Origin of the sequence: Halorubrum zhoui, assembly GCF_051194155.1 — an archaeon.
Taxonomy (GTDB): Archaea; Halobacteriota; Halobacteria; order Halobacteriales; family Haloferacaceae; genus Halorubrum.
The window spans coordinates 172,775-198,304 of record NZ_JBLZNJ010000004.1 but is presented as its reverse complement, the minus strand read 5'-3'; the positions used below and the strand labels follow the sequence as shown (position 1 = coordinate 198,304).

The 25,530-nt window shown below is 69.7% G+C and carries 31 protein-coding genes and 1 pseudogene; 13 read left to right on the top strand and 19 right to left on the bottom strand.

What is annotated here, in order from left to right; all coding sequences use genetic code 11:
- Nucleotides 1-23 precede the first annotated feature (23 nt).
- Nucleotides 24-278, bottom strand: a complete 255-nt coding sequence (locus ACNTAO_RS08480) for a DUF7967 family protein (RefSeq protein WP_435161551.1) — start codon at nucleotides 276-278, stop codon at nucleotides 24-26.
- A 104-nt stretch (nucleotides 279-382) separates the two neighbouring features.
- Here ACNTAO_RS08480 and ACNTAO_RS08475 point away from each other — a divergent pair, with 104 nt between their 5' ends.
- Nucleotides 383-625, top strand: coding sequence for a ferredoxin (locus ACNTAO_RS08475; protein ID WP_435161550.1), 243 nt, complete (start codon nucleotides 383-385; stop codon nucleotides 623-625).
- 18 nt (nucleotides 626-643) lie between these two features.
- On the opposite strand, the gene hemB is transcribed toward ACNTAO_RS08475, so the two are convergent.
- From hemB to ACNTAO_RS08460, 3 genes are all read right to left on the bottom strand, one after another.
- Nucleotides 644-1,624: a porphobilinogen synthase gene (gene hemB / locus ACNTAO_RS08470; RefSeq protein WP_435161549.1), complete on the bottom strand. Its 981-nt coding sequence runs from the start codon at nucleotides 1,622-1,624 to the stop codon at nucleotides 644-646.
- A 67-nt stretch (nucleotides 1,625-1,691) separates the two neighbouring features.
- Nucleotides 1,692-1,856 (bottom strand): DUF6757 family protein, encoded by a 165-nt coding sequence (locus ACNTAO_RS08465; RefSeq protein ID WP_435161548.1) that lies wholly within the window; start codon nucleotides 1,854-1,856, stop codon nucleotides 1,692-1,694.
- 93 nt (nucleotides 1,857-1,949) lie between these two features.
- Nucleotides 1,950-2,783, bottom strand: coding sequence for a PHP domain-containing protein (locus ACNTAO_RS08460; RefSeq protein WP_435161547.1), 834 nt, complete (start codon nucleotides 2,781-2,783; stop codon nucleotides 1,950-1,952).
- A 186-nt stretch (nucleotides 2,784-2,969) separates the two neighbouring features.
- Between ACNTAO_RS08460 and ACNTAO_RS08455 the strand changes: the two genes are divergently transcribed.
- Nucleotides 2,970-3,251 (top strand): DUF5789 family protein, encoded by a 282-nt coding sequence (locus tag ACNTAO_RS08455; RefSeq protein WP_435161546.1) that lies wholly within the window; start codon nucleotides 2,970-2,972, stop codon nucleotides 3,249-3,251.
- 65 nt (nucleotides 3,252-3,316) lie between these two features.
- On the opposite strand, the gene ACNTAO_RS08450 is transcribed toward ACNTAO_RS08455, so the two are convergent.
- A complete protein-coding gene (locus ACNTAO_RS08450) occupies nucleotides 3,317-4,363 on the bottom strand; it encodes a DUF5784 family protein (RefSeq protein WP_435161545.1) in 1,047 nt (348 codons plus the stop codon).
- 147 nt (nucleotides 4,364-4,510) lie between these two features.
- On the opposite strand from ACNTAO_RS08450, the gene ACNTAO_RS08445 reads away from it, so the two are divergent.
- Complete coding sequence (locus tag ACNTAO_RS08445) at nucleotides 4,511-4,678, top strand: DUF5786 family protein (protein WP_435161600.1); 168 nt, start codon at nucleotides 4,511-4,513, stop codon at nucleotides 4,676-4,678.
- Between the two features lie 27 nt (nucleotides 4,679-4,705).
- On the opposite strand, the gene ACNTAO_RS08440 is transcribed toward ACNTAO_RS08445, so the two are convergent.
- Entirely contained in the window at nucleotides 4,706-5,380 is a 675-nt protein-coding gene (locus ACNTAO_RS08440) for a DUF7530 family protein (RefSeq protein ID WP_435161544.1), read from the bottom strand.
- Nucleotides 5,377-6,435, bottom strand: a complete 1,059-nt coding sequence (locus ACNTAO_RS08435; protein ID WP_435161599.1) for an NAD(P)H-binding protein — start codon at nucleotides 6,433-6,435, stop codon at nucleotides 5,377-5,379. The genes ACNTAO_RS08440 and ACNTAO_RS08435 overlap by 4 nt, the downstream gene beginning before the upstream one ends.
- A gap of 113 nt (nucleotides 6,436-6,548) precedes the next feature.
- Here ACNTAO_RS08435 and ACNTAO_RS08430 point away from each other — a divergent pair, with 113 nt between their 5' ends.
- The 4 genes from ACNTAO_RS08430 (at nucleotide 6,549) to ACNTAO_RS08415 (ending at nucleotide 9,349) form a co-directional block, all read left to right on the top strand.
- Complete coding sequence (locus tag ACNTAO_RS08430) at nucleotides 6,549-7,466, top strand: MBL fold metallo-hydrolase (protein ID WP_435161543.1); 918 nt, start codon at nucleotides 6,549-6,551, stop codon at nucleotides 7,464-7,466.
- Between the two features lie 86 nt (nucleotides 7,467-7,552).
- Nucleotides 7,553-8,158: a PspA-associated protein PspAB gene (gene pspAB, locus ACNTAO_RS08425; protein ID WP_435161542.1), complete on the top strand. Its 606-nt coding sequence runs from the start codon at nucleotides 7,553-7,555 to the stop codon at nucleotides 8,156-8,158.
- A gap of 3 nt (nucleotides 8,159-8,161) precedes the next feature.
- Nucleotides 8,162-8,695 carry a hypothetical protein gene (locus tag ACNTAO_RS08420; protein ID WP_435161541.1) on the top strand — a complete coding sequence of 178 codons (534 nt, stop codon included), beginning with the start codon at nucleotides 8,162-8,164 and terminating at the stop codon, nucleotides 8,693-8,695.
- Nucleotides 8,696-8,719: 24 nt separating this feature from the next.
- Entirely contained in the window at nucleotides 8,720-9,349 is a 630-nt protein-coding gene (locus ACNTAO_RS08415; RefSeq protein ID WP_435161540.1) for an IMPACT family protein, read from the top strand.
- Between the two features lie 568 nt (nucleotides 9,350-9,917).
- Here the strand turns inward: ACNTAO_RS08415 and thrC are convergent.
- The 4 genes from thrC to ACNTAO_RS08395 all read right to left on the bottom strand — a co-directional run bounded on the left by thrC (nucleotide 9,918) and on the right by ACNTAO_RS08395 (nucleotide 12,695).
- Nucleotides 9,918-11,201 carry a threonine synthase gene (thrC, locus tag ACNTAO_RS08410; RefSeq protein WP_435161539.1) on the bottom strand — a complete coding sequence of 428 codons (1,284 nt, stop codon included), beginning with the start codon at nucleotides 11,199-11,201 and terminating at the stop codon, nucleotides 9,918-9,920.
- A 166-nt stretch (nucleotides 11,202-11,367) separates the two neighbouring features.
- Nucleotides 11,368-11,583, bottom strand: a complete 216-nt coding sequence (locus ACNTAO_RS08405; protein WP_435161538.1) for a DUF7569 family protein — start codon at nucleotides 11,581-11,583, stop codon at nucleotides 11,368-11,370.
- A gap of 91 nt (nucleotides 11,584-11,674) precedes the next feature.
- On the bottom strand, nucleotides 11,675-12,352 hold the full coding sequence (gene upp / locus ACNTAO_RS08400; RefSeq protein WP_435161537.1) for a uracil phosphoribosyltransferase: 678 nt from the start codon (nucleotides 12,350-12,352) through the stop codon (nucleotides 11,675-11,677).
- 127 nt (nucleotides 12,353-12,479) lie between these two features.
- Nucleotides 12,480-12,695: a DUF8107 family protein gene (locus ACNTAO_RS08395; RefSeq protein WP_435161536.1), complete on the bottom strand. Its 216-nt coding sequence runs from the start codon at nucleotides 12,693-12,695 to the stop codon at nucleotides 12,480-12,482.
- Between the two features lie 60 nt (nucleotides 12,696-12,755).
- Here ACNTAO_RS08395 and ACNTAO_RS08390 point away from each other — a divergent pair, with 60 nt between their 5' ends.
- Nucleotides 12,756-13,082 (top strand): hypothetical protein, encoded by a 327-nt coding sequence (locus ACNTAO_RS08390; protein WP_435161535.1) that lies wholly within the window; start codon nucleotides 12,756-12,758, stop codon nucleotides 13,080-13,082.
- Nucleotides 13,083-13,673: 591 nt separating this feature from the next.
- Nucleotides 13,674-14,414: a 1-(5-phosphoribosyl)-5-[(5-phosphoribosylamino)methylideneamino]imidazole-4-carboxamide isomerase gene (gene hisA, locus ACNTAO_RS08385; protein ID WP_435161534.1), complete on the top strand. Its 741-nt coding sequence runs from the start codon at nucleotides 13,674-13,676 to the stop codon at nucleotides 14,412-14,414.
- Nucleotides 14,415-14,466: 52 nt separating this feature from the next.
- Here hisA and ACNTAO_RS08380 read toward each other — a convergent pair whose 3' ends face one another.
- Both ACNTAO_RS08380 and ACNTAO_RS08375 read right to left on the bottom strand, forming a co-directional pair.
- Complete coding sequence (locus ACNTAO_RS08380) at nucleotides 14,467-15,213, bottom strand: universal stress protein (protein ID WP_435161533.1); 747 nt, start codon at nucleotides 15,211-15,213, stop codon at nucleotides 14,467-14,469.
- A complete protein-coding gene (locus ACNTAO_RS08375; RefSeq protein WP_435161532.1) occupies nucleotides 15,210-16,658 on the bottom strand; it encodes an APC family permease in 1,449 nt (482 codons plus the stop codon). Before ACNTAO_RS08375 ends, ACNTAO_RS08380 begins: the two co-directional genes overlap by 4 nt.
- An 85-nt stretch (nucleotides 16,659-16,743) precedes the next feature.
- Here ACNTAO_RS08375 and hisB point away from each other — a divergent pair, with 85 nt between their 5' ends.
- From hisB to ACNTAO_RS08360, 3 genes and pseudogenes are all read left to right on the top strand, one after another.
- The gene (gene hisB, locus ACNTAO_RS08370; RefSeq protein ID WP_435161531.1) at nucleotides 16,744-17,340 is read left to right on the top strand and encodes an imidazoleglycerol-phosphate dehydratase HisB; all 597 of its coding nucleotides are present in this window, start codon (nucleotides 16,744-16,746) and stop codon (nucleotides 17,338-17,340) included.
- Nucleotides 17,341-17,460: 120 nt separating this feature from the next.
- Nucleotides 17,461-18,349: pseudogene (locus ACNTAO_RS08365) on the top strand (YkgJ family cysteine cluster protein).
- A gap of 81 nt (nucleotides 18,350-18,430) precedes the next feature.
- Nucleotides 18,431-20,221: an L-aspartate oxidase gene (locus ACNTAO_RS08360; RefSeq protein WP_435161530.1), complete on the top strand. Its 1,791-nt coding sequence runs from the start codon at nucleotides 18,431-18,433 to the stop codon at nucleotides 20,219-20,221.
- Between the two features lie 30 nt (nucleotides 20,222-20,251).
- Here ACNTAO_RS08360 and ACNTAO_RS08355 read toward each other — a convergent pair whose 3' ends face one another.
- Genes ACNTAO_RS08355 through serB form a run of 4 tightly spaced genes read right to left on the bottom strand, consistent with a single transcriptional unit; the run spans nucleotide 20,252 to nucleotide 23,241 of the window.
- Nucleotides 20,252-20,518 carry a DUF7861 family protein gene (locus ACNTAO_RS08355; protein ID WP_435161529.1) on the bottom strand — a complete coding sequence of 89 codons (267 nt, stop codon included), beginning with the start codon at nucleotides 20,516-20,518 and terminating at the stop codon, nucleotides 20,252-20,254.
- 41 nt (nucleotides 20,519-20,559) lie between these two features.
- Nucleotides 20,560-21,684: a Brp/Blh family beta-carotene 15,15'-dioxygenase gene (locus ACNTAO_RS08350; RefSeq protein WP_435161528.1), complete on the bottom strand. Its 1,125-nt coding sequence runs from the start codon at nucleotides 21,682-21,684 to the stop codon at nucleotides 20,560-20,562.
- The gene (locus tag ACNTAO_RS08345; RefSeq protein ID WP_435161527.1) at nucleotides 21,677-22,534 is read right to left on the bottom strand and encodes a lycopene cyclase domain-containing protein; all 858 of its coding nucleotides are present in this window, start codon (nucleotides 22,532-22,534) and stop codon (nucleotides 21,677-21,679) included. The genes ACNTAO_RS08350 and ACNTAO_RS08345 overlap by 8 nt, the downstream gene beginning before the upstream one ends.
- A gap of 59 nt (nucleotides 22,535-22,593) precedes the next feature.
- Entirely contained in the window at nucleotides 22,594-23,241 is a 648-nt protein-coding gene (serB, locus tag ACNTAO_RS08340) for a phosphoserine phosphatase SerB (RefSeq protein ID WP_435161526.1), read from the bottom strand.
- 86 nt (nucleotides 23,242-23,327) lie between these two features.
- Here serB and ACNTAO_RS08335 point away from each other — a divergent pair, with 86 nt between their 5' ends.
- Nucleotides 23,328-23,903 (top strand): 2'-5' RNA ligase family protein, encoded by a 576-nt coding sequence (locus ACNTAO_RS08335; protein ID WP_435161525.1) that lies wholly within the window; start codon nucleotides 23,328-23,330, stop codon nucleotides 23,901-23,903.
- A 36-nt stretch (nucleotides 23,904-23,939) separates the two neighbouring features.
- Here the strand turns inward: ACNTAO_RS08335 and ACNTAO_RS08330 are convergent, their stop codons facing one another.
- On the bottom strand, nucleotides 23,940-24,125 hold the full coding sequence (locus ACNTAO_RS08330) for a hypothetical protein (protein ID WP_435161524.1): 186 nt from the start codon (nucleotides 24,123-24,125) through the stop codon (nucleotides 23,940-23,942).
- 3 nt (nucleotides 24,126-24,128) lie between these two features.
- A complete protein-coding gene (locus tag ACNTAO_RS08325) occupies nucleotides 24,129-25,523 on the bottom strand; it encodes a cytochrome P450 (RefSeq protein WP_435161523.1) in 1,395 nt (464 codons plus the stop codon).
- Nucleotides 25,524-25,530: the final 7 nt, after the last annotated feature.

The following is a 25,530-nucleotide window of genomic DNA, read 5'->3' as shown; positions in this document are numbered from 1 at the left end:
AATCGTCGGACGGCTCTTCCCCGTCAGACCGTCTCGGCTGCGTCGTGCTCGGCGGCCATCCGCGTGGCCTCCGTCGCGAACCGCTCGACCGACTCCTCGGGCGTCTCACCGAGTGCGCTCGCCTCGACGTCTCGCCCGGCCGTGACGCCGTCGCCCATCATCAGCCGTCGTTCGGACACCTCCGTGGTGTGAACGCGTTCGCCGTCCGGGGTCGCGTACGTCAGCCGCACCAGTCCCTTCGAGTCGAACTGTCTGTCGACGAGCCAGACCTCCGTCATCGTCGATTGGTGGGGCCTCCATCACATAAAACAGAACGGGTCGATGGCTCGCCACGAGACGTGTCACCCGCCACGGCTTTGTACGTCGTCGCTGAACGACGAGTATGTACGTCGAGTTCGACCGCGACACGTGTATCGGGATGTACCAGTGCGTCGCCGAGTGGGACGCCTTCGAGAAGAACCTGAACGACGGCAAAGCCGACCTCGTCGACGGCGAGGAGTCGGAGCCGGACGTCTTCGTCGTCGACGTCCCCGAGGGCGACGAGCTCGACGCGGAGTTCGCGGCCCGTGCCTGTCCCGTCGACGCGATCGCGTTGTACGACGACGACGGCGAGCAGGTAGTATAACCGAGCAGAGAACCGCCGCTAGAGCCGCTCGGCGAGGTCTTCGGCGAAGTACGTCACGACGAGGTCGGCACCCGCCCGTTTCAGGGCCAGCAGCGACTCGTGGGCGGTCGCTTCGAGGTCGAGCCACCCCTTCTCCGCGGCCGCGTGGAGCATCGCGTACTCGCCGGAGACGTTGTAGGCGGCGACGGGCCGGTCGAACTCACGCCGGACGTCCGCGAGCACGTCCAGGTACGGCAAGCCGGGTTTTACGAGCAGTACGTCGGCTCCCTCCTTGACGTCCAGTCTGGCCTCGCGCAGTGCTTCCCGGCGGTTCGCCGGGTCCATCTGGTAGTGTCGCCGGTCGCCGAACGCGGGGGCACCGTCGGCGGCGTCACGAAACGGCCCGTAGAAGCTCGACTCGTACTTCACTGCGTAGCTCAGTATCCCGACGTCTCGGTGGCCCGCGTCGTCGAGCGCCTCGCGGATCGCGGCGACCTGTCCGTCCGCCATCGCCGAGGGAGCGACCATCGACGCCCCCGCGTCGGCCTGCGAGACGGCCGTCTTCGCCAGCAGTTCGAGCGTCTCGTCGTTGCGCACGGTGAGCGTCGGGTCCGCCTCGGCGTCCGGCTCGAGCACGCCACAGTGGCCGTGGTCGGTGTACTCACACAGACAGACGTCACCGATCACGGACGCGTCGGTCTCGGCCGTTACGCGCCGGATCGCCCGCTGGACGACGCCGTCGTCGGCGTACGCCCGGCTTCCCCTGGCATCCTTCGACGCGGGCACGCCGAACACCATCACCGCCTCGACGCCCGTCTCACAAACCGCCTCGACGCGGGCGGCCGCCTCGTCGACTGGGACGCGCTCGTGTCCCGGCATCGACTCGATGGGGACTCGTTCGTCGGTCGTCGCGTCGACGAAGACGGGCGCGACGAGGTCGGACGCAGACAGCGACGACTCACTGACGAGTGAGCGAACCGCGTCGGTTCGAAGCCGCCGCGGCCGGTCGGTCGGAAACATACCCGTCGTTCGCTCCCGACGGGCTTTTAAGATTCGTTCGACGCAGCCGGCCGTGGCGCGCCGCCGGCTACTCGCGTGACTCGACGTCGAGTCGGTCGCGCAGCGCCGCCAGTCCGTCGTCGTCGGCCAGCGCCTCCACCTGTTCGCGGAAGTGCTCCTCACAGAGGCCGACGACGACCCCGTCGTGCTCGGTCTCGTAGGCCGCCTCGCGGTCGCAGTAGTGACACTGCATACCGTTATGTGGGCCGCACCGAACAATAACCCTGTTCCTCGCGACGCAATTCACCGGACGTCGGGTCGGCGACTCCCGTCCGCTCGCCCGCCGTCACCGCGGCTCGGGGAGTCGCTCGCGGATCGGCTCGAAGGCGGAGTCGGTCAGCCCTGCGGCACCGAGGGTCTGTCCGTGAGCGTCGCTTCCACCGGTCGCCAACAGCGAGGCCGACTCCACGACGCGGTCGACCCGGCTGGTATCGACCGGTCGACCGTACGGATACCAGCGCTCGACCGCGTCGAGGTCGCGCGCGACCGACAGCGCCGCGTCGACGTCGTCGTATCGGAACGGATGGGCGAGCCCGACGACCGCACACGCCTCTCGGAGGAGCTCGACGCCCGCCTCGAGGCCGGTCACCGACCGCGGGACGTAACACGGGCACCCGTCACCGATCAGGTCGGTGAACGCCGCCTCGTAGTCGTATGGGGCGCTGGACTCGGCTATCGCCCGGGCAATGTGCGGTCGACCGATCCCGGATTCGACCTCGACGTCGAGATCGACTCCCAATCGGTCTTCGACGCGGTCGACGATCGCTGCGCCGCGCTCCCGGCGGTCAGCCTGCAGCCGCGCTATCTCGGCGTCGAGCCGTGGGGTGTGTTCGACGGCGTACCCGAGTAGATCAAGCCGTTCTGGCCCTGCGTCGACACGGAGTTCGATCCCGCGGACGAGCCGCACCCCGTCTCTGTTCACGACCGGTGCGTCGATACCAGGATGAATTCGGTCGTGGTCGGTGACTGCGACCCACGTGAGGCCCGCCTCTCGCGCCGCTTCCGGCACCGCCTCAATCGAGAGCGTGCCGTCGGAAATCGTCGTATGCGTGTGCAGGTCGGCGACGATCGACTCGCCTGTCGCCGGTGTCGCGTCAGTCGGTGACCGTGCGGTGGGCATCGGACACGAGTAGGTGTTCGAGTAGCTAATGCGCTCGGGTGATGGGGTGACGGCCAGATCTCCTGCCCTCGGTTCGTGGTCAGTACTAGCACACTCCGTGGTGTATTAGGCCATATTACGACATCTACTCGGACTAAGGTTATACATGAACAATCATTAAGTACCCCCGGCACATCCTCATAGTTGATGCGCTTGAATGGCGTCGACGATCGGATCGAGCGGCACCAGTTCCCGACGACCTCGGAAGAACTCATCGCGGCACACGGCAACGCGACCGTAGAACTCGCCGACGGGTCCGAGCGGATCGGGGACGTGCTCGAGCGGTTCGGCGATCAGACGTTCGACGCACCCGAGGAGGTCTTCGATACGCTCCGTGCCGGCGTCTGTCACCGAGGCGTCGGCCGGCGGTTCTACTCGGACCGCGACCCGACCACCGGTCAGGGGGGTCCAGACCCAGTCTCGTTCTGAGACGAACGCCGAATTCGTATCGCACTTTTCGAACCACCCACCCGATACTCTTCGTAGCGTCCCGCTCACCCCCACTGGAGAGCGTCGCCGAACGCGAGCGGCACCGATCCTTTCTGGTACGCCTCTATCGGGCCGTTCGGCCGCGCCCGAAGCACGACGGCCGGCCGATGCCCGACGTTCGGCTTCGCGGCTTGGACCGCCGCCCAGTCGGCTGCCGGGAACGACGAGCAGTCGACGAACAGCGTCGCCCCGCCACCGTGTGCCGAGAGCTGTCCGCTCGTTTTCGTCTCGACCGTGTCGCGAACGGCAGCGACGGGGCCGGTCGCCGACCGCGTCGACACCGGCTGTGGTCGCGTCACCTCGACGAGCCAGGCCTCGCCCGTCGCGGGATCGGCCGCCCGGTAGTCGAGCGAGTGTCCGGTGGTCACCGCGGCCTCGGGCGTTATCGCGTACTCCGCGTCCGTGAGCAGCTTCGCCGCGGTGAACTCTCCGATCGTCGCGCGCATCCGGACGAGGTCCATCGACGTCGACGTGCCGAGCTTCCCCGCCATCGTCTCGCGGTGCTCGTCGAGGATACCCGGGCGTAACAGCCGCTCGACGTATCCCGTCCCCTCCTCGCGGGTCGCGTCCGGAAAGCCGGCGGCGTGGTCCCGGAAGAACGCCCGGGTCGTCGCCGCGCCGTCTTTCGAACAGAACACCGGGAGGAAGAACCACGAAACGTGTGGGTAGTCGGCGAGCCACGGCTCGTCGTCGTGTAGGCCGGCCAACAGCTCCCGCTGTGCCCACCGCGAGACCGGGTACGGCACGGCATCGAAGCCGTACTTGTCCGTCCGCCAGAGCGCGCTCGGCGTCTCCGTATTCCCGAGCCAGTAGCCGACGGGTCCACCGCCCGCGCCCTCTGGCGGGCGGGGGTCCTCGTCGCTCCAGCAGAACAGCGCCCACGAGCCGTCGCCCATGTCGAACCGGCGGGCCTCGAAGCCGGGCGGTGACGCGTACCACGGGTCGCCGGCGGCAGCACCGAGGTTTTGATCGAGCGGCCGCTCGATCTGCGTTCGGACCCGGTTCTCGTCCCACCGGCCGGGCGAACGCCTGAATCGCAGCGGTTGTGCCACACAGATCGTACCCGCTACCGGGGTTAATCGCTTCCGGTGGACCGGTTCGTGGACAGGCACTGACCCTGCTCTCTCTGCAGACGTGCTGGTGCCGGGGTGCCGATAAGTATATGTGTAGTACTATCTAAGTGAACGTGTACCATGTCAATGGGTGCCTACGACGAAGCAGAACACGAGCGTCGTGAACAGAAGACGAGTGTCGTCGACGCCGACTTCGACGCCGAGCGGTCGGAGTACTCCGGGTCGCTCACGTACGACTCGGGCGACTCCGCGGAGGCACTCCTCGACAAGTTCCAGGAGATGCAGAGCCGGTAGCGGGCGGCCCGCCCCGGCACCCGTGCGCTACGGGCGCGTCAGTAGTATCGCCGCCGAACACACGACCGCGACCGCGAGCACGTGCCCGACGACCGCACCGAGCAGGATCGGCTCGTCGAGCAAGAACGGCACCAACGCGAGTTGTACCACCGAAAACCCGATGTTCTCGGCGTCGAGCCGTCGTGCGCTCGCGGCCTCGTCCGTCGGGAGATCGAGGTGGACGGCCCGCCAAAGCGCGACGACCGCACTCCACCACGACGTGCCGATCCGGTAGGTGAGATCCCAGAGGATGAGCAACGTCAGGTACACCACCGGTATCGGCGGATTGGCGCCGAACAGCTGTGTCAACAACGTCCCCTCAACGGCGATCAGGTAGGTCAAGAGCGCGATGAACGCGAGCACACCCAACACGATCTCGATGCTCGTTCCGAACAGGAGCCGCTTGTGTGACGGCGGCGTCGACAACAGCCGGTTTTTGGCGCCAAGACGGTGCATCTCCACGCTGCCGACCGCTGCGACGGCCACTGCCGCGGTTCCGGCCAGCACCGCGTTCCACAGGCCGTAATACCACCCAAACACGAGCACCCCGACCTCGAAGAGGACGAACTGGATCGCGACCGCGATCGACCGCGGAACGCTCAAGCCAGGTATCCCACCGACGAGACTCTCGTACACCCACGTCTCGCCGTAGCTCCGGCTCACGCCGACCGCCCCTCGGCCGACGCGCCCTCGGACGCGGTTGTCTCGTTGGTCTGCCCCCCATCGCCTGCGACGTCCGCGGACACACCCCCGCCGTCCGTCTCGTTCCCGCCGTCCCCACCCCCGCTGCTCTCGTTGCTCCCGCTGCCCGCGCCGCTCGCGTTCGCCTCGTCGATGGCCCTGGCGACCGCGAGGTCGAATGGCGTCTCGTCGACGGGAACGAGGTCACGAATTCGCTCGTCCTCGACGACGACCGTGTTTCGAAGCCCTTCGACCAGCGACCGCGCGAGGTACGGGTCGACGTCGGTGACGAGCCGCAGCCACCGCGCCGAGAGCCCGGGGCTCAACACCGGGACGCGGACGATCCGCAGTCCGTGGCCGAACTGTTGGCGGGTCCGCCGGAGTATCTCGGCGTAGGTGAACACCTCTGGTCCACCGATCTCGTAGGTGTCGCCGGCCGTCTCGGGTACGTCGAGCACCCCTGCGAGGTACGCCACCACGTCGTCGATCGCGATGGGCTGACACAGGGTGTCGACCCACTTCGGCGTCACCATCACCGGCAGCCGGCTCGCGAGCCCGCGGATCACCTCGAAGCTCGCACTCCCCTCGCCGATGACGATCGCAGCGCGCAGCGTCGTGAGCGCGTACGATCCCTCGCCGAGCAGCCGTTCGACCTCGCGTCGCGATCGGAGGTGCTCCGAGAGCTCCTCGCGGTCCTCGCCGAGCCCCCCGAGGTACACGACCCGCTCGACGCCCGCCTCCGACGCTGCTGTGGCGAAGTTGCGTGCACAGTTTCGGTCGCGCTCTTCGTAGCCGGGACCGCCCTCTATCGAGTGGACGAGGTAGTACGCCGCGTCGACGACCGAGCCGTCGATTCGAAACGCCGGCGGTAGGGTCTCGGGCTCCAGCAGGTCGCCCTCGACGACGTGGACACCTGCCGGTGGTCGATAGCTCTCGGCGTCGCGCACGAGCGCGACGACCTCGTGACCTCGGTCGAGTAGCGCCGGGACGAGCCGGCTCCCGACGAATCCTGTCGCGCCAGTGACGAGCACGCGCATGATCGCCGTGACGGCCGGAAGGACCATAAGCTCCCGCCCGGTTCGTGTCGCCCGGCTCCCACCCGACAGCACGCGACCGGACGGTACAAGCGGCCCGGTCTCGTGCGTCCGGTATGAACGCCGGCGAGTTCGAACCCGTCCGCGACGTTCCCGACCTCTACGTCCACGACACGGGGATGTTCGACACCGACGAGCACGGATCCGTGTACGTGTACGACACCGAGCGGCCGGCCGTGATCGACACCGGCACCGGTGTGAACCGGGCGGCGCTCTTCGACACCCTCGATGCGATCGGTATCGGTCCCACCGATCTCGCGTGGATCCTTCCGACACACGCCCACCTCGACCACGCCGGCGGTGCCGGGTACCTCGCCGAGCGGTACCCGAACGCAACGGTCCGCATTCCCGACCGCGGCGTCCGACACCTCGTCGACCCTGCGGCTCTCGTCGCCGGGACGAAAGCCGCCGTGCGCGACCAGTGGCGTCACTACGCCGACCCGCGTCCCGTGCCTGACGATCGCATTGCGGGGCTCTCTGACGGCGACCGTGTCGACCTCGGCGACCGCGAGCTCGTCGTCCACGAGGCGCCCGGCCACGCCCCCCATCACGCGGTCTTCCACGACCCCGACGCGGGTGTCGTCTTCACCGCCGACGCCGCCGGCATCTACGTCCCCGCGATCGACTCCGTCCGACAGACAACGCCGCCGCCGCAGTTCGACCTCGATCAGTGTCTCCGCGACATCGAACAGATCGCTGCGTTGGACCCCGCGCTGTTGTGTTTCGCGCACTTCGGTCCCCGGACGTACGACCCGTCGATACTCGGGGCGGCAAAGCGCGCGTACGTCGAGTGGGTCGAAGCCGTTCGCTCGGCACGGGAGACGCTTCCCTCCGACGAGGCCGTCGTCGAGCACTTCGAGGCCGCGAGTGCCGACCACGACTTCTGGAACGCGGAGCGACGCCGGGCCGACGCAAGTCTCAACGCTCGCGGTGTGTTGCAGTTCCTCGACGACAGGGCCGACGAAGCCGAGTGAGCGGCGAGCACGGAGACGGCAGCCGTCGTCTCGGGCGTGCCACGTGGAAACGCCCTAATCCCCGCGGCGCGTAGCGACTACAACAGATGGGCATCTTCGATACGATCCGGTCGGTCCTCGGAACCAGCGCCGAGACCGACGCGACCCGCGAGGCCGACCCCGAGGACCTCTTCGGGATGTCGACGGCGTACGTGACGATGGAGGCCGACCTCGGCTACGACCACGCCAACGAGGCGGCGCTCTGTTTTTCCGACGTCGACAGCACCCGCTTCGACGACGCCGTCTCAACCGTCGAGGAGATCCTCGAAGCGGGCGAACTCGAAACGGGGACCGGGTTCCACCGGCACGCCGACGAGCACGGCTACCACTGGTTCGTCTTGGAGGACGACGATCCCGAAGACCTCGTGACGAGCGTCCACTTTGCGGCCGACCAGTTCATCGAGGCCGGGTTCGGCTCACGGCTCCTCGCGGCGGTCTTCGGCTTCGTCGACGCGGACGGCCCCGCCTACTGGGTCTACTCGTTCCGACGGGGGGCGTACTACCCGTTCGCTCCGCGGGGAACGAACGACCGCGATCAGCGCACCGAGTTCTCACTGCAGTCCGTCCTCGACGGCGAGCTCGCGGTCGAATCCGACGAGTCGTACTGGTACCCGCTGTGGCCGGATGCTCCCGGGCGGCATCCCTGGGAGTGATCGATGAGCGACGACCACTCGGCCGTCGGGAACGACCCACAGGCGAACGATAGCCCGTTGGCGCCGCGAGACACGCTCGGGAAACGCGTACTCCGCATTACGGCTGTGCAGGCGGCGGTGGTGAGCGCAGCCGCTCACCTGCTCTGGGCGTGGCCGCGGCTGGCGGCACCGGCGGACGCCCGACCCTACGTGTTCGTCCTCGCGGCCGTCGTCACCGTCCTCGTCGCGGCCGCGACGCTCCGGGCCGACGAGTACCGGCGACTCTACGCGCTCGGGGCGGGTACCCTCCTCGGGCTCCTCGCTGGGTACGGGGTGTGGCACGGCGCCGACACGGCCACTGCCCTTGCGGCCGAACCCCTCGCTATCGTCGCCGTCGCGGCCGAACTCGTCGGGACGGCCGCGTTCGCCGCCCTCTATCGGTCGGCACCCCCGACCGCCGTCGCCGCCGCGCGCGGCACCGACCGCGAGTCGAGCGGCGCCGTCGACGCAGATCACGCCGTCGAGTCGGATGCCGACCCACCGACCGACATCGACTAGCCGTCTCGCCTCGACGTGGTGTCCGTGAGCGACACCTACCGTACGGTCGCGACCCGCGCGTCGACGGCGTTCGAGGTTCGCGGCTCCCGGTTCCTCGGTCACGTCGACCGGGCCGACGACGTCGCCGAGGCAGAGGCGTTCATTGATGCCGTCGCGACCCAGTTTCCGGACGCGACGCACGTCGTTCCCGCGTACCGAGTGCCGGCGACCGACACCTCCCCACAGTCGCCGACGTCGACCACGTTTCTCCGGGAGTACGCCGACGACGACGGGGAGCCGAGCGGGTCGGCGGGGAAGCCGGCGCTCAACGTCCTCCAACAGCGCGCGGTCGAGCGGGTCGTCTGTGCGGTGGTGCGGTACTACGGTGGGACGAACCTCGGCGTCGGGGGGCTCGCGCGGGCGTACGGCCGCGCCGTCGCTGACGCGCTCGATGCCGCCGAAATCGTCGACGAACGCCCCCACCGCACCCTCGTCGTGCGAACCGACTACGACGACTCGGGGACGGTCCGTGGCATCATCGAATCTGCGGACGTCTCGTTCGAGGCCACGTACGACGCGCGGGTTCGCTTCGACCTGCGGGTGCCGGTTTCGGCGGTCGACGCGCTCGTCGAACGACTCAACGACGCGACGAGCGGCCGCGTAGCGATCGAGTGATCGCCTTCCGACACCCCCGTACGGTGGCGCGCGCCTCGTGAGCGCGCCGAAGGCGGGCTCGCGAGCGCGTGCGAGGGATGAGCGAGGTGGCGTAGCCACCGAGCGAATCGGCTGGGGAGGGTGTGGCGAAGTGGTGTCCGGGTGTCGTACGGTCGTCTCGGTCACACGATCACCACACACGTACGAGAGCGAATCGGCTGGGGAGAGTGTGGATAACTGGTGTCCGGGTGTCGTACGGTCGTCTCGGCCACACGACCACCGTAGACGTACGAGAGCGAATCGGCCCGGGAGGGCGTGGATACACGCCCATGCCCGGCGGTCGAAGGTCGTCTCGGCCACGCTGTGCTCGTCGCACGCGCAGTAGGGAGAGTGTGGCCACCGCGGTGCCCGGGTGTCGCGACCCGTCTCAGTCACCGACCCGGTCACCCACGCACGGCATCGATCAAAGAGGACACGGTCTACCTCTCTGTGAGGAGCGAATCTAGCCGCTTACGACCGTGAGGACGGCACGTGTCGTTCGGGTGTCACACGGTCAGAGCCACGGCCGTCGTCCGCACTCGTCGACCACTCACTCGCTGATCTGCTCGTGGATCGCGTCGGCGTCGTTCGGGACCGGTTCGGGGTCGCCGCCGGCCTTGTAGGCGGCCTCCGGGTCTTTCAGCAGGTGGCCGGTCGTGAGACACACGACGAGTTCGTCGTCGTCGACGCGACCCTGCCGGCGGAGCTTCTTCAGTCCGGCGAGGCTCGCAGCCGAGGCGGGCTCGACGCCCACGCCCTCGGTCGCGAGGTGCGCCTGTGCGGCCGTTATCTCGTTGTCGCTCACGGCGACCGCGGTGCCGCCGGTGTTGTGCACGCCGGGGAGCGCCTTCGGCGCGTTGACCGGGTTGCCGATCCGGATCGCGGTCGCACGCGTCTCGACGTGCTCCCATCGACTGATCTCGTCGTTGCCCTCGGTCACCGCCTCGACCATCGGAGCGGCACCCTCGGCCTGGACGCCGGTGAGCTTCGGCACGTCCGCGACGTCGAGCGCGCCCGACTGGACGAGCTCGCGGAACCCCTTGTAGATCGCAGAGGTGTTCCCCGCGTTGCCGACCGGGAGGACGATCCGGTCCGGGAACCGACCGTAGTCGGCGTAACACTGCTCTAAGATCTCGAAGCCGATGGTCTTCTGCCCCTCCAGTCGGAACGGGTTGAGCGAGTTGAGGAGGTACACCGCGCCGCGAGCGGCGAGCTCCTGGACGATGTCGAGACAGTCGTCGAAGTTGCCGTCGACCTCGAGGATGCGCGCGCCGTGGAGGCTCGCCTGGGCTATCTTGCCGGCGGCGACTTTTCCCTGCGGAAGGAGCACGAGCGTGGGCATCCCCGCGCGGCCACCGTAGGTCGCGAGCGCCGCGCTGGTGTTGCCGGTGGACGCACACGCCAGCGCGCCGACGTCGAGCTCCTGGGCGACGCGAACCCCGACGGTCATCCCGCGGTCTTTGAACGACCCGGAGGGGTTCATCCCCTCGTGTTTGATCCGGAGCCCCTCGACGCCGACGATGTCTTCGATGCGCGGCACGCGGTGTAACGGCGTGTCGCCCTCTGGGAGGGTCACCCCGAGGTCGAACGGCAGCGCCTCTCTGTAGCGCCACACGCCGCGGTCGGGACCGTCCGTCGAGGCGCCGGTACCGAAGTCGTCGAACGTCGGCAGCTCGGCGTACCGCACCTCGAGTAGGCCGTCACAGTGGTCACAGGTGTACCGAACGTCCTCGAACGGGGCGAACGTCTCGCCGCACTCGATGCATGCGAGCCACGTCCCGTCGTCCGCACAGGCGGGGACGACGTCGGGCGCGGCGTCCATGGCGAGGCTCATTGTGGAGTAGTGTGCACTGGCGCGTCTTAAGCCGGCCGGTGGCGTCCCGCGTTGCCGGGTGCCGAGAACGCGCCGTGCGCGATAGCGTCGCGTCTACCGTGGCCCCCGCCGACGCGGTCGCACCCGCCGTGGACCCGACCGACGCGGCCACCGCGTCGGTCTCACGTCAGTCGACGATGATCTCCGAGTCGGTCGTCTCGCGGTCCGTCTTCGCGCCCATCTCGGCCTGGTATCGCTGGATCCACGTCGCGAAGCACTCCGGACAGAGCCGCTGTGTGTCGATGTTCGCGCGGTCGACACTGAGTCGGACGGTCCTGGCGAGCGCGTCGGTCGTGGGCGCTCCACACCCGTCACAGGGGTCGGTCGTCGGCGCGTCGCTCATACGGGTTGCTCGCGGCGCGGGCTCTTAAATACCTGCGGCGGCCGTCTGCGCCGGTCTCCGCGCGACCGCCAACGTCGTCCAGAACGCGCACTCACGTCGTCCGGAACGCGCGGTCACCGGCGTCGCCGAGCCCGGGCACGATGTAGCCGTCGTCGTCGAGGTAGTCGTCGATGGCGACGGTGAGGAGGTCGGCATCGGGGAACGCGTCGCCGACGCGCACGAGTCCGTCGGGCGCCGAGACCGCAGCGAGCACGAACAGGTCCTCGAACTCGGTCGCCTCGGCGAGGATGTGTTCGAGCACGGCACACATCGTCGAGCCGGTCGCGAGCATCGGGTCGGCGACGATCACCGTGTCCGTCTCGCGGATCGCCGGCAGTTTCACGTAGTCGATCGTGATCGGGAACTCGCCGTCGGCGTCCATGCCGGCCGCCTCGTCGCGGCCGGCCGAGATGACCCCTTGTTTCGCCCGGGGAAACGCCTTCAACAGTCCCTCGACGAACGGCGTCGCCGCTCGGAGGACGTTGATGATCACGACGTCGTCGACGCCTTTCACCCGTTCGCCGGTCGTCTCCGCGAGCGGCGTCTCGACCGGGACGTACTCCGTCTCCATCGCGCCGTCGATGATCTCGTAGCCACAGACGCGTCCGAGTTTCACCAGGCCCTTCCGGAAGGCGACCTGTTCGGTCTCGACGTCGCGAAGCCGCGAGAGGGTGTCTTTCGCCAGTGCGTGCGTGATGAGGTACGCGTTGTCCCGGTCTTCGATGGTCATCGTCGATGGGTCGACGCGACGGTCATAAAATCTTGTCACCGACTGCCGCCCCGCGGCGCGACCGAGACCGGCCGATAGCGCCCCTCCCGCCGAGCGGGAGCCCTCATGCCGGTCGAGCGGCTCCACCTCACCGCACCACGAGGAGGTACGTGGTGACGAAGACGACGAGGGTCGCGGCGGCGATGGTTCCCCGGCTCGCGGTCAGCACCTCGAGCCGGTCGAGTCCCCACACCACGGTCCACCCGAACAACAGCGAGAGGACGGCGTTCATCGCGAGTACCACGCGGGGGTCGCCGGACGACTCCTCGAGCCCCTCGGCGAGTCCCTTCGGCTCGTCGGCCATACGCACTATCCGCGTGCTCCGGCACTTAGCTCTTTGTGCGAGGACACCCAAGACTCGTCCGTGCGCTCGTCCCTCCAGTTTCACAACCGTCGCGGCGAGCCGATCGATCCCGTGCCGTTCGGGGTGAGCGTCGGCCTCGGCTTCATGCTCGCGTTCTCGATCGGTCCCATCTACGGCCAGGCGTACGGCATCTCGGCCGGTGCCTCGCTCGCCTGGTCGGCCGGCGCGTTCCTCGTCGTGACCCTCGTCGCGTACGTCCAGCTCGTCCACCACGCTCCGGCGCTCGACGCCGGCCCGCTCCCGCCGGGGCCGCGCTTCGAACGGCTGCTCTACGCCGCCCTCGGGTTCGGTGCCGTCCTCGTCGGGATCACGCTCCCACTCGTGTAACACGATATCCGGCAGTACGCGCCCCGTGACCTACGGGGGCAGCCGAGACGACGATCCGGTGGCGCGCGCCTCGCGGGCCGCGGAGCGTGCCCGCGAGCGCGTGCGAGGGATGAGCGAGGTGGCGAAGCCACCGAGCGAATCGGCTGGGGAGGGTGTGGCCTCATTGGTGTCCGGGTGTCGCAGCGGTGTCGTGTCGATCACGAACCCACCAACTGCGTACCAGAGCGAATCGGTTGGGGAGGGCGTGGATACAAGCCATGCCCGGCGGTCGCGGGTCGTCTCGGTCACTCACCCACGACCACAGACGCAGCGGGGAGGGTGTGGCCGACTCGGTGTCTGCGTGACGCGTGCTCCCTCTGTATCACGTGTGATCGACACGGCCGAACGGTACCCGGACATCACCTTCAGCCACGTCCTCCCCAGCCGACTCACTCGTCGCCACGGGCGACTCGTTCGTCCCTCGCACGCGCTCGCGAGGCCGCCGCCGGCGACCTCGCGAGGCGCGCGCCACGGTAGGTCGGTACGCGCCTGTCGTCGGATGGGGTGTCTCGAACCGACCGGTTTAATCGCCCGCCGCGCCACGGCTGCGGTATGACTGCTTTCTCCCGCTTCGAGGTGATTCCCGCGGTCGACGTCCAGGACGGTGCGGTCGTCCAACTCGTCGGTGGCGAACGGGGCACCGGAACCGTCTACGGCGACCCGGTCGAGGCGGCCGCCGACTGGGTCGAGGCGGGCGCCGAGACGCTCCACCTCGTCGACCTCGACGGCGCCTTCGAGGGCGAGCGCGCAAACGCCGACGCCATCGAGGCGGTCGTCGCGGCGACCGACGAAGCCGTCGACGTGCAACTCGGCGGCGGTATCCGCACGGCCGCAGACGCCCAGGGTCTCCTCGACGCCGGCGTCGACCGCGTCATCCTCGGGACCGCGGCCGTCGAGAACCCGGCGGTCGTCGCCGAGATAACCGACACCCACCCCGGCAGCGTCGTGGTGAGCCTCGACGCGAAAGACGGCGAGGTGGTCGTCGCGGGCTGGACCGAATCGACCGGACTCGACCCGGCCACGGCCGCCGAACGCTACGCGTCGCTCGGTGCGGGAGCGATCCTCTTCACCAACGTCGACGTCGAAGGGCAACTCGACGGGGTCGACACCGACGCGGTCGACGCCGTGGCCTCGGCGGTCGACGTCCCCGTGATCGCCTCCGGCGGGGTCGCCACGGTCGACGACGTGCTCGCGCTCCGGCGGGCCGGTGCCGCGGCCGTCGTCGTCGGCACCGCCCTCTACGAGGACCGGTTCACCCTCCGCGAAGCGCAGGCGGCGGTCGACGCTGCCTGACTGTCTCCCCGACGGCTCTTCGCCCGTCTCTCTCCCCGACGTCGCACACCCCTCACGTCTCGGGGCGCGGCCGCTGCACGACGAGCACCGGCCCCTCGAACCGCTCGGCGACGCGGTCTGCGGGCATCCCGAACACCACCGTCGCCACCGACGGATTGGTCTCGCCCATCACCACGACGTCGTGGTCGGCCGCCTGCCGGGCGATCGCCGCCACCGGCTCGTTCGTCTGCTCGATGACCGTCTCGATCGTGCTCGCTTTCATCCCTCGCTCGCGGAGCGCCCACTCGGTCTCGGTCACCACTCCTCGCGCGTCGGCCGCCGGCTCGTCCGCGTCTCGCCCGTGGTACACCGTGACGTCGACCCCTCGGTCGGCGAACAGGCCGGCGACGAGCGCGGCGTTCTGCTCGAGCCCGACGAGCCCTCGGACGGCGAGGAGGACGTCGTCGACGCGCTCGACGTGGTTCGCCACGAGGACCGCGAGACAGTCGTGTTCGTAGACGATACGGTCGATCGTCGTCGCCGCCTCGTGGGTGAACACCAGCCGCGTCTCGACGGTCGCGCCGACGTCGGCCAGCGTCGCTGCGAGCTCGCGGAGCGTCGTCTTCGCGGACTCGCCGAACTGCTCGCGCGCCTGTTCTGTGGCGGTCTGTTCGGGCACCTCGTAGTACCCGGCCACCACGACCCGGGCGTTCGCGAGGAGCGCCGCGGTCCCGCCTGGCAGCGACGCCTCGCCGTGGACGGCGACCGGGACGAGGACCGTCGGCTTCGGGTGCGTCGACGGTTCGCCGGCCTCGTTCACGTGCGCTCCCCCTCCAGGTCGACGTCGGTGGCGTACGCGCGGTACCAGCCGTACGCGGCGGCCATCACGCCGCCGCCGACGGCGATCGACATGGGCTGCATGAACCCGACGAGCCCAAAGCTGGCGAGCGCGCCGCCGCCGGCGACGACGACGCCGGCCGGACACCGGAACGACGGATCGTACCACCCCGGGCGCTCGCGGCGGAACCGAATCAGCGCGACGCAGGTGAGCCCGTACGTCACGAGGTGGAGGACGGAGGCGACCTCGGCGAGCAACCCCACCCGTCCGGTCGCGGTGAGCGCGACGATCGGAACGCCGGCGAGCCCGAGCGCGACGTGCGGGGTCCCGTACCGGCGGTTGATTCGAGCGGCTGTCTCGGGGACGAGTCCGTCGCGACTCACGGCGTACACCATTCGGGAGGCGCTTAGGATCGAGGCGTTGGCGCTTGAGACCGTCGCGAGCAGCCCGGCGGCAACGATCCCGACCGCCCCAGGCAGCCCGACGAACGCCCGGGCGACTTCCACCATCGCGGTCTCACCGAACGCGCCGAGCCGGGCGCTCCCGAACGCACTGGTCGAGACGAAGATCGCGACCACGTAGAGGCCGCCGACGGTCAAGACCGACCCGACCATCGCGAGCGGGAGGGTCCGCCCGGGCGACTCGACGTCGCCGGCGACCGTCGCGATCTGTGCGAACCCGAGGTACGAGGTGAAGACGAACGCGGCCGTCTGCACCACCGCCAGCGCGCCGCCCGGCGGGAAGAACCGCTCCGGTGCCGTCTCGGTGCCGAACACGCCGAGCGCGTCGAGGCTCCCGTAGCTCAAAAACAGCGCCAAGATACCCACGAGCAGGACCACGATCGCGTTCTGTAGCGTCGCCGTGTTCTCGGTCCCGAAGAGACTGAGCGCCGTGAGTGCGACTCCGAACGCGACACCCAACGGGACCGCCGGCCGCACCGAGAGCGAGACGCCGAGCTCGACAAGCACTTGTCCGGCGTAGCTGCCGAGCCCCACGAGATAGAACGCGGACGCGAACACGAGCCCGAGCCACAGCCCGAGTCCCACTACCGCGCCGACGCCCGTGCCGAGCGCCCGCGAGACGTAGACGTACCCGCCGCCGCTGTGTGGCATCGCGGTCGCGAGCTCCGCGGTCGGCAGCGCGACGAGCAACGCGACGCCGGCACCGATGGCGAACGAGAGCGACGCCGCGGGACCGGCCCGCGCGGCGGCGAGTCCGGGGAACACGAAGATGCCCGCACCGACCATCGTCCCGACACCGATGGCGAGCGCCCCGCCGAGGCCGATCGTCCGCTCGAGCTCTCCCTCGCCGGTGTCGGCGTCGACAGCCGCCGCCGTGACCAGCGGGTCGACGTCGTGCTCGGCGTCGGTCGGCACTCCCCTCGCGTCGAGCGGTCGCGTGGAGTCCGGCGACTCGGGCGGGTCCATCCGCCTCGACGTGACGACAGACGAACACATATAGCCACCGGCGGGAGCCCACAACGGCCTTAACGCCGCCCGCCGACGGTCGGGTATGAGCGACCACGACCGGCGCGCGGCCGTCTCGCGGGAGACGTCGGAGACGACGATCGAGCTCACGCTCGTGATCGACGGCGACGGCGACAGCGAGGTCGACACCGGAGTCGGCTTCTTCGACCACATGCTGCGGTCCTTCGCGAAGCACGGCCTCTTCGATCTCACCGTTCGCTGTGACGGCGACACCCACGTCGATGACCACCACACGGTGGAAGACGTCGCCATCTGTCTCGGTGAGGCGTTCGCCGAGGCGCTCGGCGACAAGCGCGGCATCCGGCGATACGCCGACCGACGCGTCCCGCTCGACGAGGCGGTCGCGAGCGTCGTCGTCGACGTCGCCGGCCGGCCGTACTACGCCTTCGAGGGCACGTTCTCACAGGAGTCGGTCGGCGAGTTCACCAGCGTGATGGCCGACCACTTCGCGCTGTCGCTCGCGTCGAACGCCGGACTCACCCTCCACGCGGCGGTCGAGCGCGGCGACAACGCCCACCACGAGGTCGAGGCGCTGTTCAAGGCGCTCGCGCGGGCGCTCGACGACGCGACCCGGCTCGACGACCGCCGCAGCGACACGCCGAGCACGAAGGGCGCGCTCTAGGCCAGCCACGAGACGCCCCACAGCCGAAGCGGACGTCTCACATCGACGAAGCGGACGCCTCACATCGACAAATCGTGACATGAATTTATCACGATTGCGCGGCACGTGTTACCCGATCGCATGAACCTCCGCTGTGCGGGGTGTGCCGGGTGTTGTGTCGACTGGCGGCCCCTCGATCCGACGGCCGCCGGCACCGACCGCACCGGCGACCGCCACCCGCTCGACGACGACTACGACCTGGTGCCGCTCAGTCGCGACGAGGTCGCCACGTTCCTCGCCGACGGGCTCGGTGACGTCCTCCGGCCGCGGCTGTTCACCCCGGCCCCAGCCGACGACCGCGTCGCGATCGATGGATTCGACCTCGCCGCCGTCGACGACCGGCCGGTGTTCGCGGTCGGACTCCGCACCCCCCCCGAAGCCAGTCGCACCGGTCGGCACCGACGCGATTCGATGGCTCGACGCCTGCGTCTTTCTCGACCCGACGACCCTCCAGTGTCGGATCCACGACACCGACCGCTACCCGCGCGCCTGTGGAACCTATCCGGCTCACTCGCTCGAACTCGACGCCGAGACCGAGTGCGAACGCGTCGAGGCAGCCGACGGCGGTGACCGGTTGCTCGACGACACGCCGCCCGCCGATACCCCGCCGCTCCCGTTCGGCCCGCACGCGGCCGGCGCGACCGTCTTCGCGTACCCCGACCCCGAGGACCTCGACGGCGTCGTCGACCGTCTCCGGGCCGGCACCGAGACGGCCGCCGACCGCGCCCGGTTCGTCGGCGCGGCCGTCGGCTCGCGTCCCGGATCGCTCGCGGTCGACCGTGACCGGGCCGCCGCCGCGCGAGAGACGGCTCGGACGACCGACTCCTGGGCCGGCCGGGCGATCCACGCGTGGCGCGATCGAGCCGGTGTGGACGGCGAGCCGGTCACCGCTGACCGCGTTGACCGCGACGCGCTGGCTCGTCGGCTCGAAGACGACGCGGGGGCACCCGGAACGCCCGGGTGGGACTGAGACGATACTCATCTCTCGGAGCGCCGCGCACGCGTACGCGCGAGCGCGAGGCTTAACCGTCCGCGGTGTCACCGATAACATATGCCCGAATCAGCGGCCGAAGCCGCGGGCGAGTCGATAGAATACGAGCGCACGGACGTCTCCGTGCTCGTCGTCGGTGCCGGTGCAGCCGGCGCCAGAGCCGCCATCGAGCTCACCGAGCGCGGCGTCGACGACGTGCTCGTGTTGGGCAAGCGTGGCCACGGCGACGCACACACCACGTGGGCACGCGGCGGGATCAACGGCGCACTCGGCACGCACGACCCCGAAGACTCTCCCGCGATCCACGCGGCCGACACGCTCAACGAGGGCCACCTGATCAACGACCCGGCGCTGGTCGAGACGGTGACCGAGCAGATGCCGGCGCGGCTCCGCGAGCTCGACGAGTGGGGGATGGACTACTCGCGGACCGACGATGGCGCCATCGACCAGCGCTACTTCGGCGCGCAGTCGTTCCGGCGCACCGCCTTTGCGGGCGACCACACCGGCGAGTCGCTTCTCGACACCCTCGTCGACCGCGCCCAGTCGCTGTCGATCCCGTACCGCGAGAACGTGATGATCACGAAGCTCGTCGCCGACGGCGACGCGGTGTACGGCGCGGTCGGCTTCGACATGGACACCGGCACGTTCCAGCTGTTCAACGCCGGCACCGTCGTGCTCGCTGCCGGCGGTCACGCGGCAATCTACAACCGACACACCTCGCGCGACGACGAGAACAACGGCGACGGCGCGGCGCTGGCGTACGACGCGGGAGCGACCCTGATGGACATGGGGTTCATCCAGTTCCACCCGACCGGCATGGCCGTCGACGAGACCGACCCCGAGTGGGAGCCGTGGAGCGGTCGGCTCGTGACCGAGGCGGTCCGTGGCGAGGGCGGTCGGCTCTTCAACACCGAGGGCGAGCGCTTCATGCGTCGGTACTCGCCCGACCAGATGGAGCTCGACGCCCGCGACGTGGTCGCGCGGTCGATAGCCGAGGAAGTCGCCGCGGGCCGCGGCACCGAACACGGCGGCGTCTACCTCGACATCTCACACCGCGACGCCGACTTCATCCGCGAACGGCTCCCCCGCATGTACGAGCGCTTCCAGGAGCTCGGCGTCGACATGGCTCGGGAACCCGTCGAGGTCGCACCGACCTCCCACTACGGAATGGGTGGCGTCGCGGTCGACGAGACCGGTGAGACCGACGTCGACGGGCTCTTTGCGATCGGCGAGACGATGGCGGGCGTCCACGGCGCGAACCGCCTCGGTGGCAACTCGCTCGCCGAGACGGTCGCGTTCGGCGTCGTCGCCGGCGAGACCGTCGCCGACCGCGTCGACGGCCCGGGAGCGATCCCGGCCGACCTGCTCGACACCCTCGTCGACCCGCACCTCGACGACCTCGCGTCGACGGCGAACCGCGACGGCGACGAAGACGTCGAGGCCGCCCTCGCCGCGCTCCGTGACACGATGTGGGAACACGCGGGCATCCTCCGCGACGAAGAGTCGCTCCGTGCCGGTCTCGACGCACTCGAGGAGCTCCGCGAACGTGCCAGCGACCTCGACGTCGGGCCCGTCACGAGCGAGTCGTTCGAGTTCGCCGTCGACCTCGGCTTCTCGCTCACCGCCGCGGAGGCGGTCCTGCGCGGGGCGCTCGAACGCGAGGAGTCGCGCGGTGCACACTACCGCACCGACTACCCCGAGACGGACGAGGCGTGGCGGCGCAACGTCACGATCGAGCGCGCCGACATCGGCGGGATGGCGCTCTCGACGGAGCCGGTCGACGAGCCGAGCGCGGCCGTCCAGGCGGCCCTCGACGAGGGCCACGAGCTCGACTACCACCAGCTCGAGTAGCGGTCTCACCGGCCGAGAGCGCCCCGCGCCCTACGCGCCGCGCACGCGGTACCACACCCGCTCGCCGACCGGCGACTCGTCGGCGTCGAGGTCCAGCCGCCGCACGAAGAGGTCGCGGACCGCGAGCGTGACGACGAGGTCGACGAGCTCGTCCGACCCCGGCGCCGTCCTGGTCGACGTCGGTCGCACCGTCACCACCGCGTGACCGTCCCGTTCTTCGATCGCTTCGATCCGGCCGACCGTCCAGCGGTCGACGTGGTGGCTCGGTTCTCGTGCGTGTATCCGGTCGTGGGGCACGGCCGATCCTCGTCGCCCGCAGGGACAACTCTGTGGGTTGGTCACCGCACCCACTGCCACACGCGCTGTCGTCCGTCGAGCCACGCCACCACCGCGACGTGCGGGAGCGTCATCGCCGCGATGGCGACGAGTGAGACGCCGAGGACGTCACCCGGTGCGGCGACGCCCGACGGCACCGCGAGGGCGACGCCGCCGACCACGAGGAACCCACCGAGCGTGAGCGGCGCGGCGTCGCGAGCGAACCGTCGCAGCGCACCCCGGACGTCGCCGTCGGCCAGCGCCGCCGTGGCGGCTCCGTCGACGAGCGCCAGCCGACCGACGTGTCGCAGCGCGTGCCACGCCGCGAAGTACACGCCGACCGCGAACACCGGCGCGGCGAGCAGGAACCACGCCCACAGCGTCGCCGTCTCGCCGACGTCTCGCAGCCATCCTCGCCGGCTCGCGCCAGCACGGACCTGCCGGTAGCCGAGGCCGATCGACACGAGCGTCGCACCCGCCATCGACGCACCGACCGCGATCCGGGTCGCCGGCACGAAGAGGGGGTCGACGGCGGCGGCCGCGTCGGCGACGAACAGCCCGATGACCCACTCGGTCACCACTCGGTACTCGCTCGGGTGCGCGAGAAGCGGCACGCCCATCGGGAGACCGCCGCGGACGACGAGCGTCAGCACCCGCGTCGCAGGCGTCTGCAGGTGCTCGACGCCGGCGACGACGAGCGCGGCGACGTCGCCTTGCCCCCAGTGGAGCCAGGTGAGCGCGATGAACCCCACGAACGCCACGACCGGGGCGGTAAAGAACGCGACGACGACCCCACCACCGAGTACCGCGTAGACGACCGAGACGACCGCGATCGACCGCCGAAGCGACGCGTCGCTCGCCCGAAGCGGCACGAGGTGGTCGACCGCGCCGTGTGCCATGCCGACGACGAGCGTCCCGAGTGCGAACGTCGCGACGCCGACCTCGACGGGAAACGAGGGGGTGAGCGCGCCGATCGGGAGCAACGCGGCGAGTGCGATCGCTGGGTACCGGGCGAACCACCGGTCCGCGACGGCGAGTGCGGTCTCCTCGCGGGTCGACGCGCCACCACGACGACGGCTCGCGATCGGGTCGCTCGCGCTGGGGCGATCGACCGCTCCCCCGGGTGACCGGGCCGGCGACTCAGTCATCGGTCGGGTCGAACTCGTCGCTGTCGGCGTCTCGATCCACTCCGGCCGCAGCCGACTCGTTCGGTCCCGAGCGGTCGGCCGCACCGGCCGGGGTCGTACCGACCGACGACAGCGCGGTCCGCCGGTCGTTCCAGTCGAGGACCCACTCGAACAACACGAGTCCATTCACGGTCATCAGGTTTGCGGAGGTGAAAAAGAGCATCTCCTCGACCGGGAGCCCGAGGACGGCGACTCCGGTGGTGAGCTCACTCGAGAGGTACCAGGTTCCCATGCCGATCGCGATCCGGTCGACGATCCAGAAGTAGACGGCCGGCACGAACGTCACTGTCAGCCACACGCGGGGCGTCCGCGCGAGGTAGCCGCCACCGACGCCCCACTGGAGGGCGAGCACGGGCCCCACCCAGGCGAGCAGTCCGCCGAAGTAGAGGTACGACGGGTCGCTGAAGACGAGCCACAGACCGACCGGCACCATCGCGATTCCGACGGCGACCCCGGCGATACGCGGCCCCCAGTCGAAGTCGCCGGGGCGAAACGCCGGGTCGAAATCGAAGATGTACAGCGCGAACGCGGCGATGATCGTCTGGATGGCGAAAAAGAGGTACTCACCGAGCGGGATCGACAGCGCCCGCACGAACACCGCGCCGTCGGCGTACCCCCACGCCCCGCGGCGGATCATGTAACTGATCCACGGCGTGGTGTACGCGTACGCGATGGCGACGAGGATCGCGATGCCGAGCGTCGCCCGGCGTCTACGGGCCCGGTCGTACCGCGGTGCGAGGTACCAGAGGAGCACGAGCAGCGGGAGGGTGAACACCACGTGAAACTGGAGGTACGTCAGGGTCGGAATCATCCCCGCCTCCGCACGATGACGACCATATCCCCTGGTTTGCTCCGACCCTGATTAAGCGTTTAGGACTTCGTCGAGAGCACGCCGTGTGCCTCGAACACCCGCTCGAGCCGGTACATCGAGGCGACGACCGCGTCACAGACGGGCCTGACCGCCGGCTTCGGGAGGAACCCGACGGCGAGTCCAGCCACCTCCAGCATCGGCAGGTCGTTCGCGCCGTCACCGACGGCGACCGTCGACGCGAGCGGCGCGTCGAGTTCGGCGGCCAGGCCCTCCAGTGCGTCGTCTTTCGTCCCCTCGATGAGCGGCCCCTCGGCGTCGCCGGTGAGTGCCCCGTTCGTGACCGGGAGCCGGTTCGCGACTATCGTGTCCGCTTCGACACCCTCGCGCGCGAGCGCGGCCTCGACGCCGCGTTCGAACCCGCCGGTGAGCACGGCGACGTGGTGGCCGGCCTCGCGAAGCCGTGCGATCAGCGCTCCCGCGCCGGGCCGGAGTCGAACCGCGTCGAACGCGTCCGTCACCAGGTCGTCGTCGAGCCCGCCGAGCAGCTCGGCACGCTGATAGAGGCTCTCGGCGTAGCTGAGCTCGTCGTTCATCGCCCGCTCCGTGATCTCGGCCACCTCGTCGGCGACGCCCGCCCGCTCGGCGAGCAGAACCGTCATCTCCGAGTCAGAGAGCGTTCCGTCGAAGTCGAACGCGATGAGGCGCATGCCGGAGCATCGACCCCGAGCGGTTTGTACCCGTCTACTCGCCGCGACGCCGACGGAGCTTTTGCTGACTCACCCGAGCGTCCGCCGTGTTCAGCCTCAACGTTCCGTTGCCCCCGACCGTCGATGGGATCGGCAACCAGCTCGCCGATAGCTCGGCGTCGCTCGGCCGGCTCCGAACGCGACACACGCTCGTGTGCAAGCGATTTGCCGACGGCGACGTCCCCGATCCGGCCGAGCTCCCCGACGTGGCCGACGCCGCCTCGATCGATACACCGTCTCCACCCAGAGAGGCCGCCCTCGAGCGACTGTGTGCGACCCTCCGCGCGCACCTCGCGTCGACCGACCCGTTCGACCTCGCACTCACCGGCGTCGACGCGTTCGAGACGCCCGCGTCTGGTGCCGGATCGGTCGTCTACCTCGTCGTCGAGAGCCCGCCGCTCGTCCGACTCCACCGCCGGCTTTGCGCCGCATTCGGTGCTGCTGACGGCGTCGAAGGCGACGCGTACGTCCCGCACGTGACGCTCGCTCGCGGCACCGACCCACCGGCGGTGCGCGACGCACTCGATACCGACCTCGAGGCAACTCCGGTTCGCTGGCGTGCGGACGCGCTCACCGTCTACGACGCGCAGTTTCGCGAGGTCGCGGCGACGCTCGCGCTGTGACCAGCTCTCGCGACCGTCTCCGCCTCGAGTCGTCCACTACTCGTCGGCGTCGACCGCGTGGTGTGGACCGACGGGCCCGTGCGTCGGACACACGCCGACGATCGGGGTCGCGTTGAGACAACACGCCCGCCGTCCGCTCGCCACCAGCCCGCGCACGAGCCGGGCTCCACAGCGCCGACAGCACGCACCGTCGGCGTCTCCTCGCGCTCTTTTCGACCCCATCGTTCACCGCTCGGCGACGCGCATCGGTACCGGGTGGTCGGGGTGCATCGTCAGCGACCCTCGCAGCGAGAGCTCCGGCCCCTCGTACTCGAGTGCGTACGACGAACAGACGCACGCGAGGATGAGCTTCGCTTCGAGCAGCGAGAACGCCTTGCCGATGCAGTGACGCGGTCCCCCACCGAACGGGAAGTACGCGAACCGCGGGCGCTCGCTGCGGCGCTTCGGCGTCCACCGCTCGGGATCGAACGTCTCCGGGTCGTCGTACCACCGCGGCGACCGGTGGACGACCCACTGTGAGAGCATCAGCGCGGACCCCTCCGGGATGCGGTAGCCGTCGACGCGCACGTCGAGTTTCGGCTCCCGGAACATCGTGTACACGGGCGGGTACAGCCGCATCGACTCGGTGAGGACCCGCTCCGTGTACGCCATCTCGCGCACGTCGCTCGCGTCCGGCGGCCCGTCGGCCGTCGCAGCCGCGGCCTCCGCCTCCACGCGCTCGCGAACCTCGGGGTGGTTCGAGAGCAGGTAGAACGTGTACGTGAGCGCGAGTGCGGTGGTGTCGTGTCCGGCGAGCAGCATCGTCACCAGCTCGTCGCGCAGGTTTTCGTCCGTCTGCTCGCCGCGGTCGCGAGCACGCAAGAGGACCGACAGGAGGTCCATCGGTACGTCGGCGTCTGGGTCGCCCGCCGGGCCGCGCACCGAGACGCCGGCTTCGCCCGCCGGATCGACAGACGGGTCGCGTTCGGTTCCCCGCCGCCGGTCGACGATTCCGTCGATCACCGCCTCGAGCGTCTCGATGCTCTCCGTGAACGCCCGGTTTTCTCGGGTGGGCACCCAGTTCGGGATCAGGTAGCGACGCGGGTCCGGTTCGAAGCGGGCCCCGAGCGGTTCGAGGTGTTCCTGAACGGTCTTTACCTCCTCGTCGGTGACGTCGGTGCCGAACATCGCCGAGACGATGATCCGCACGGTGAGCCGCGCCACCTCGAGCTGGACGTCGACGACATCGCCCGGCTCCCAGCCGTCGAGCTGCGCCGTCGTGTGGTCCACCATCGTCCCCGCCAGCGCCCCGATCCGCTGGGTGTGAAACGAGGGGTTCGCCAGGCTTCGCTGCCGTCGCCAGGTGTCACCCTCGCTCAACAACAATCCGTCGCCGAGCAGCGTGGTGATGGCGTCGTCGCCGAAGTTCGGCTTTCGATACCGAGCCGCGTCACCGACGAGCACGCGCTCGATGTCGTCGGGGTTCGTGAGCATGTACGTCTCGCGGGGCCCGAGGTCGAATCGCACCACGTCGCCGTAGCTGTCGGCACACGCGCGCATGAACGAAAACGGGTCGTCGGCGAACTGCCGACCGTTGCCGAAGAGCGGGTCCCCGATGGGCCCAGGCGGCGTCACAGACATACGACAA

What these genes read in the sequence shown, in the direction of transcription:
- ACNTAO_RS08325 (WP_435161523.1), bottom strand. Translation starts at nt 25,523, where the DNA reads ATGTCTGTGACGCCGCCTGGGCCCATCGGGGACCCGCTCTTCGGCAAC.
- ACNTAO_RS08445 (WP_435161600.1), top strand. Translation starts at nt 4,511, where the DNA reads ATGGGTGCCTACGACGAAGCAGAACACGAGCGTCGTGAACAGAAGACG.
- ACNTAO_RS08465 (WP_435161548.1), bottom strand. Translation starts at nt 1,856, where the DNA reads ATGCAGTGTCACTACTGCGACCGCGAGGCGGCCTACGAGACCGAGCAC.
- ACNTAO_RS08345 (WP_435161527.1), bottom strand. Translation starts at nt 22,534, where the DNA reads ATGATTCCGACCCTGACGTACCTCCAGTTTCACGTGGTGTTCACCCTC.
- ACNTAO_RS08455 (WP_435161546.1), top strand. Translation starts at nt 2,970, where the DNA reads ATGCGCTTGAATGGCGTCGACGATCGGATCGAGCGGCACCAGTTCCCG.
- ACNTAO_RS08375 (WP_435161532.1), bottom strand. Translation starts at nt 16,658, where the DNA reads ATGGACCCGCCCGAGTCGCCGGACTCCACGCGACCGCTCGACGCGAGG.
- ACNTAO_RS08460 (WP_435161547.1), bottom strand. Translation starts at nt 2,783, where the DNA reads ATGCCCACCGCACGGTCACCGACTGACGCGACACCGGCGACAGGCGAG.
- ACNTAO_RS08475 (WP_435161550.1), top strand. Translation starts at nt 383, where the DNA reads ATGTACGTCGAGTTCGACCGCGACACGTGTATCGGGATGTACCAGTGC.
- hisB (WP_435161531.1), top strand. Translation starts at nt 16,744, where the DNA reads ATGAGCGACCACGACCGGCGCGCGGCCGTCTCGCGGGAGACGTCGGAG.
- ACNTAO_RS08330 (WP_435161524.1), bottom strand. Translation starts at nt 24,125, where the DNA reads ATGGGGTCGAAAAGAGCGCGAGGAGACGCCGACGGTGCGTGCTGTCGG.
- hisA (WP_435161534.1), top strand. Translation starts at nt 13,674, where the DNA reads ATGACTGCTTTCTCCCGCTTCGAGGTGATTCCCGCGGTCGACGTCCAG.
- pspAB (WP_435161542.1), top strand. Translation starts at nt 7,553, where the DNA reads ATGGGCATCTTCGATACGATCCGGTCGGTCCTCGGAACCAGCGCCGAG.
- ACNTAO_RS08480 (WP_435161551.1), bottom strand. Translation starts at nt 278, where the DNA reads ATGACGGAGGTCTGGCTCGTCGACAGACAGTTCGACTCGAAGGGACTG.
- hemB (WP_435161549.1), bottom strand. Translation starts at nt 1,624, where the DNA reads ATGTTTCCGACCGACCGGCCGCGGCGGCTTCGAACCGACGCGGTTCGC.
- ACNTAO_RS08435 (WP_435161599.1), bottom strand. Translation starts at nt 6,435, where the DNA reads ATGCGCGTGCTCGTCACTGGCGCGACAGGATTCGTCGGGAGCCGGCTC.
- upp (WP_435161537.1), bottom strand. Translation starts at nt 12,352, where the DNA reads ATGACCATCGAAGACCGGGACAACGCGTACCTCATCACGCACGCACTG.
- thrC (WP_435161539.1), bottom strand. Translation starts at nt 11,201, where the DNA reads ATGAGCCTCGCCATGGACGCCGCGCCCGACGTCGTCCCCGCCTGTGCG.
- ACNTAO_RS08430 (WP_435161543.1), top strand. Translation starts at nt 6,549, where the DNA reads ATGAACGCCGGCGAGTTCGAACCCGTCCGCGACGTTCCCGACCTCTAC.
- ACNTAO_RS08395 (WP_435161536.1), bottom strand. Translation starts at nt 12,695, where the DNA reads ATGGCCGACGAGCCGAAGGGACTCGCCGAGGGGCTCGAGGAGTCGTCC.
- ACNTAO_RS08405 (WP_435161538.1), bottom strand. Translation starts at nt 11,583, where the DNA reads ATGAGCGACGCGCCGACGACCGACCCCTGTGACGGGTGTGGAGCGCCC.
- ACNTAO_RS08420 (WP_435161541.1), top strand. Translation starts at nt 8,162, where the DNA reads ATGAGCGACGACCACTCGGCCGTCGGGAACGACCCACAGGCGAACGAT.
- ACNTAO_RS08350 (WP_435161528.1), bottom strand. Translation starts at nt 21,684, where the DNA reads ATGACTGAGTCGCCGGCCCGGTCACCCGGGGGAGCGGTCGATCGCCCC.
- ACNTAO_RS08360 (WP_435161530.1), top strand. Translation starts at nt 18,431, where the DNA reads ATGCCCGAATCAGCGGCCGAAGCCGCGGGCGAGTCGATAGAATACGAG.
- serB (WP_435161526.1), bottom strand. Translation starts at nt 23,241, where the DNA reads ATGCGCCTCATCGCGTTCGACTTCGACGGAACGCTCTCTGACTCGGAG.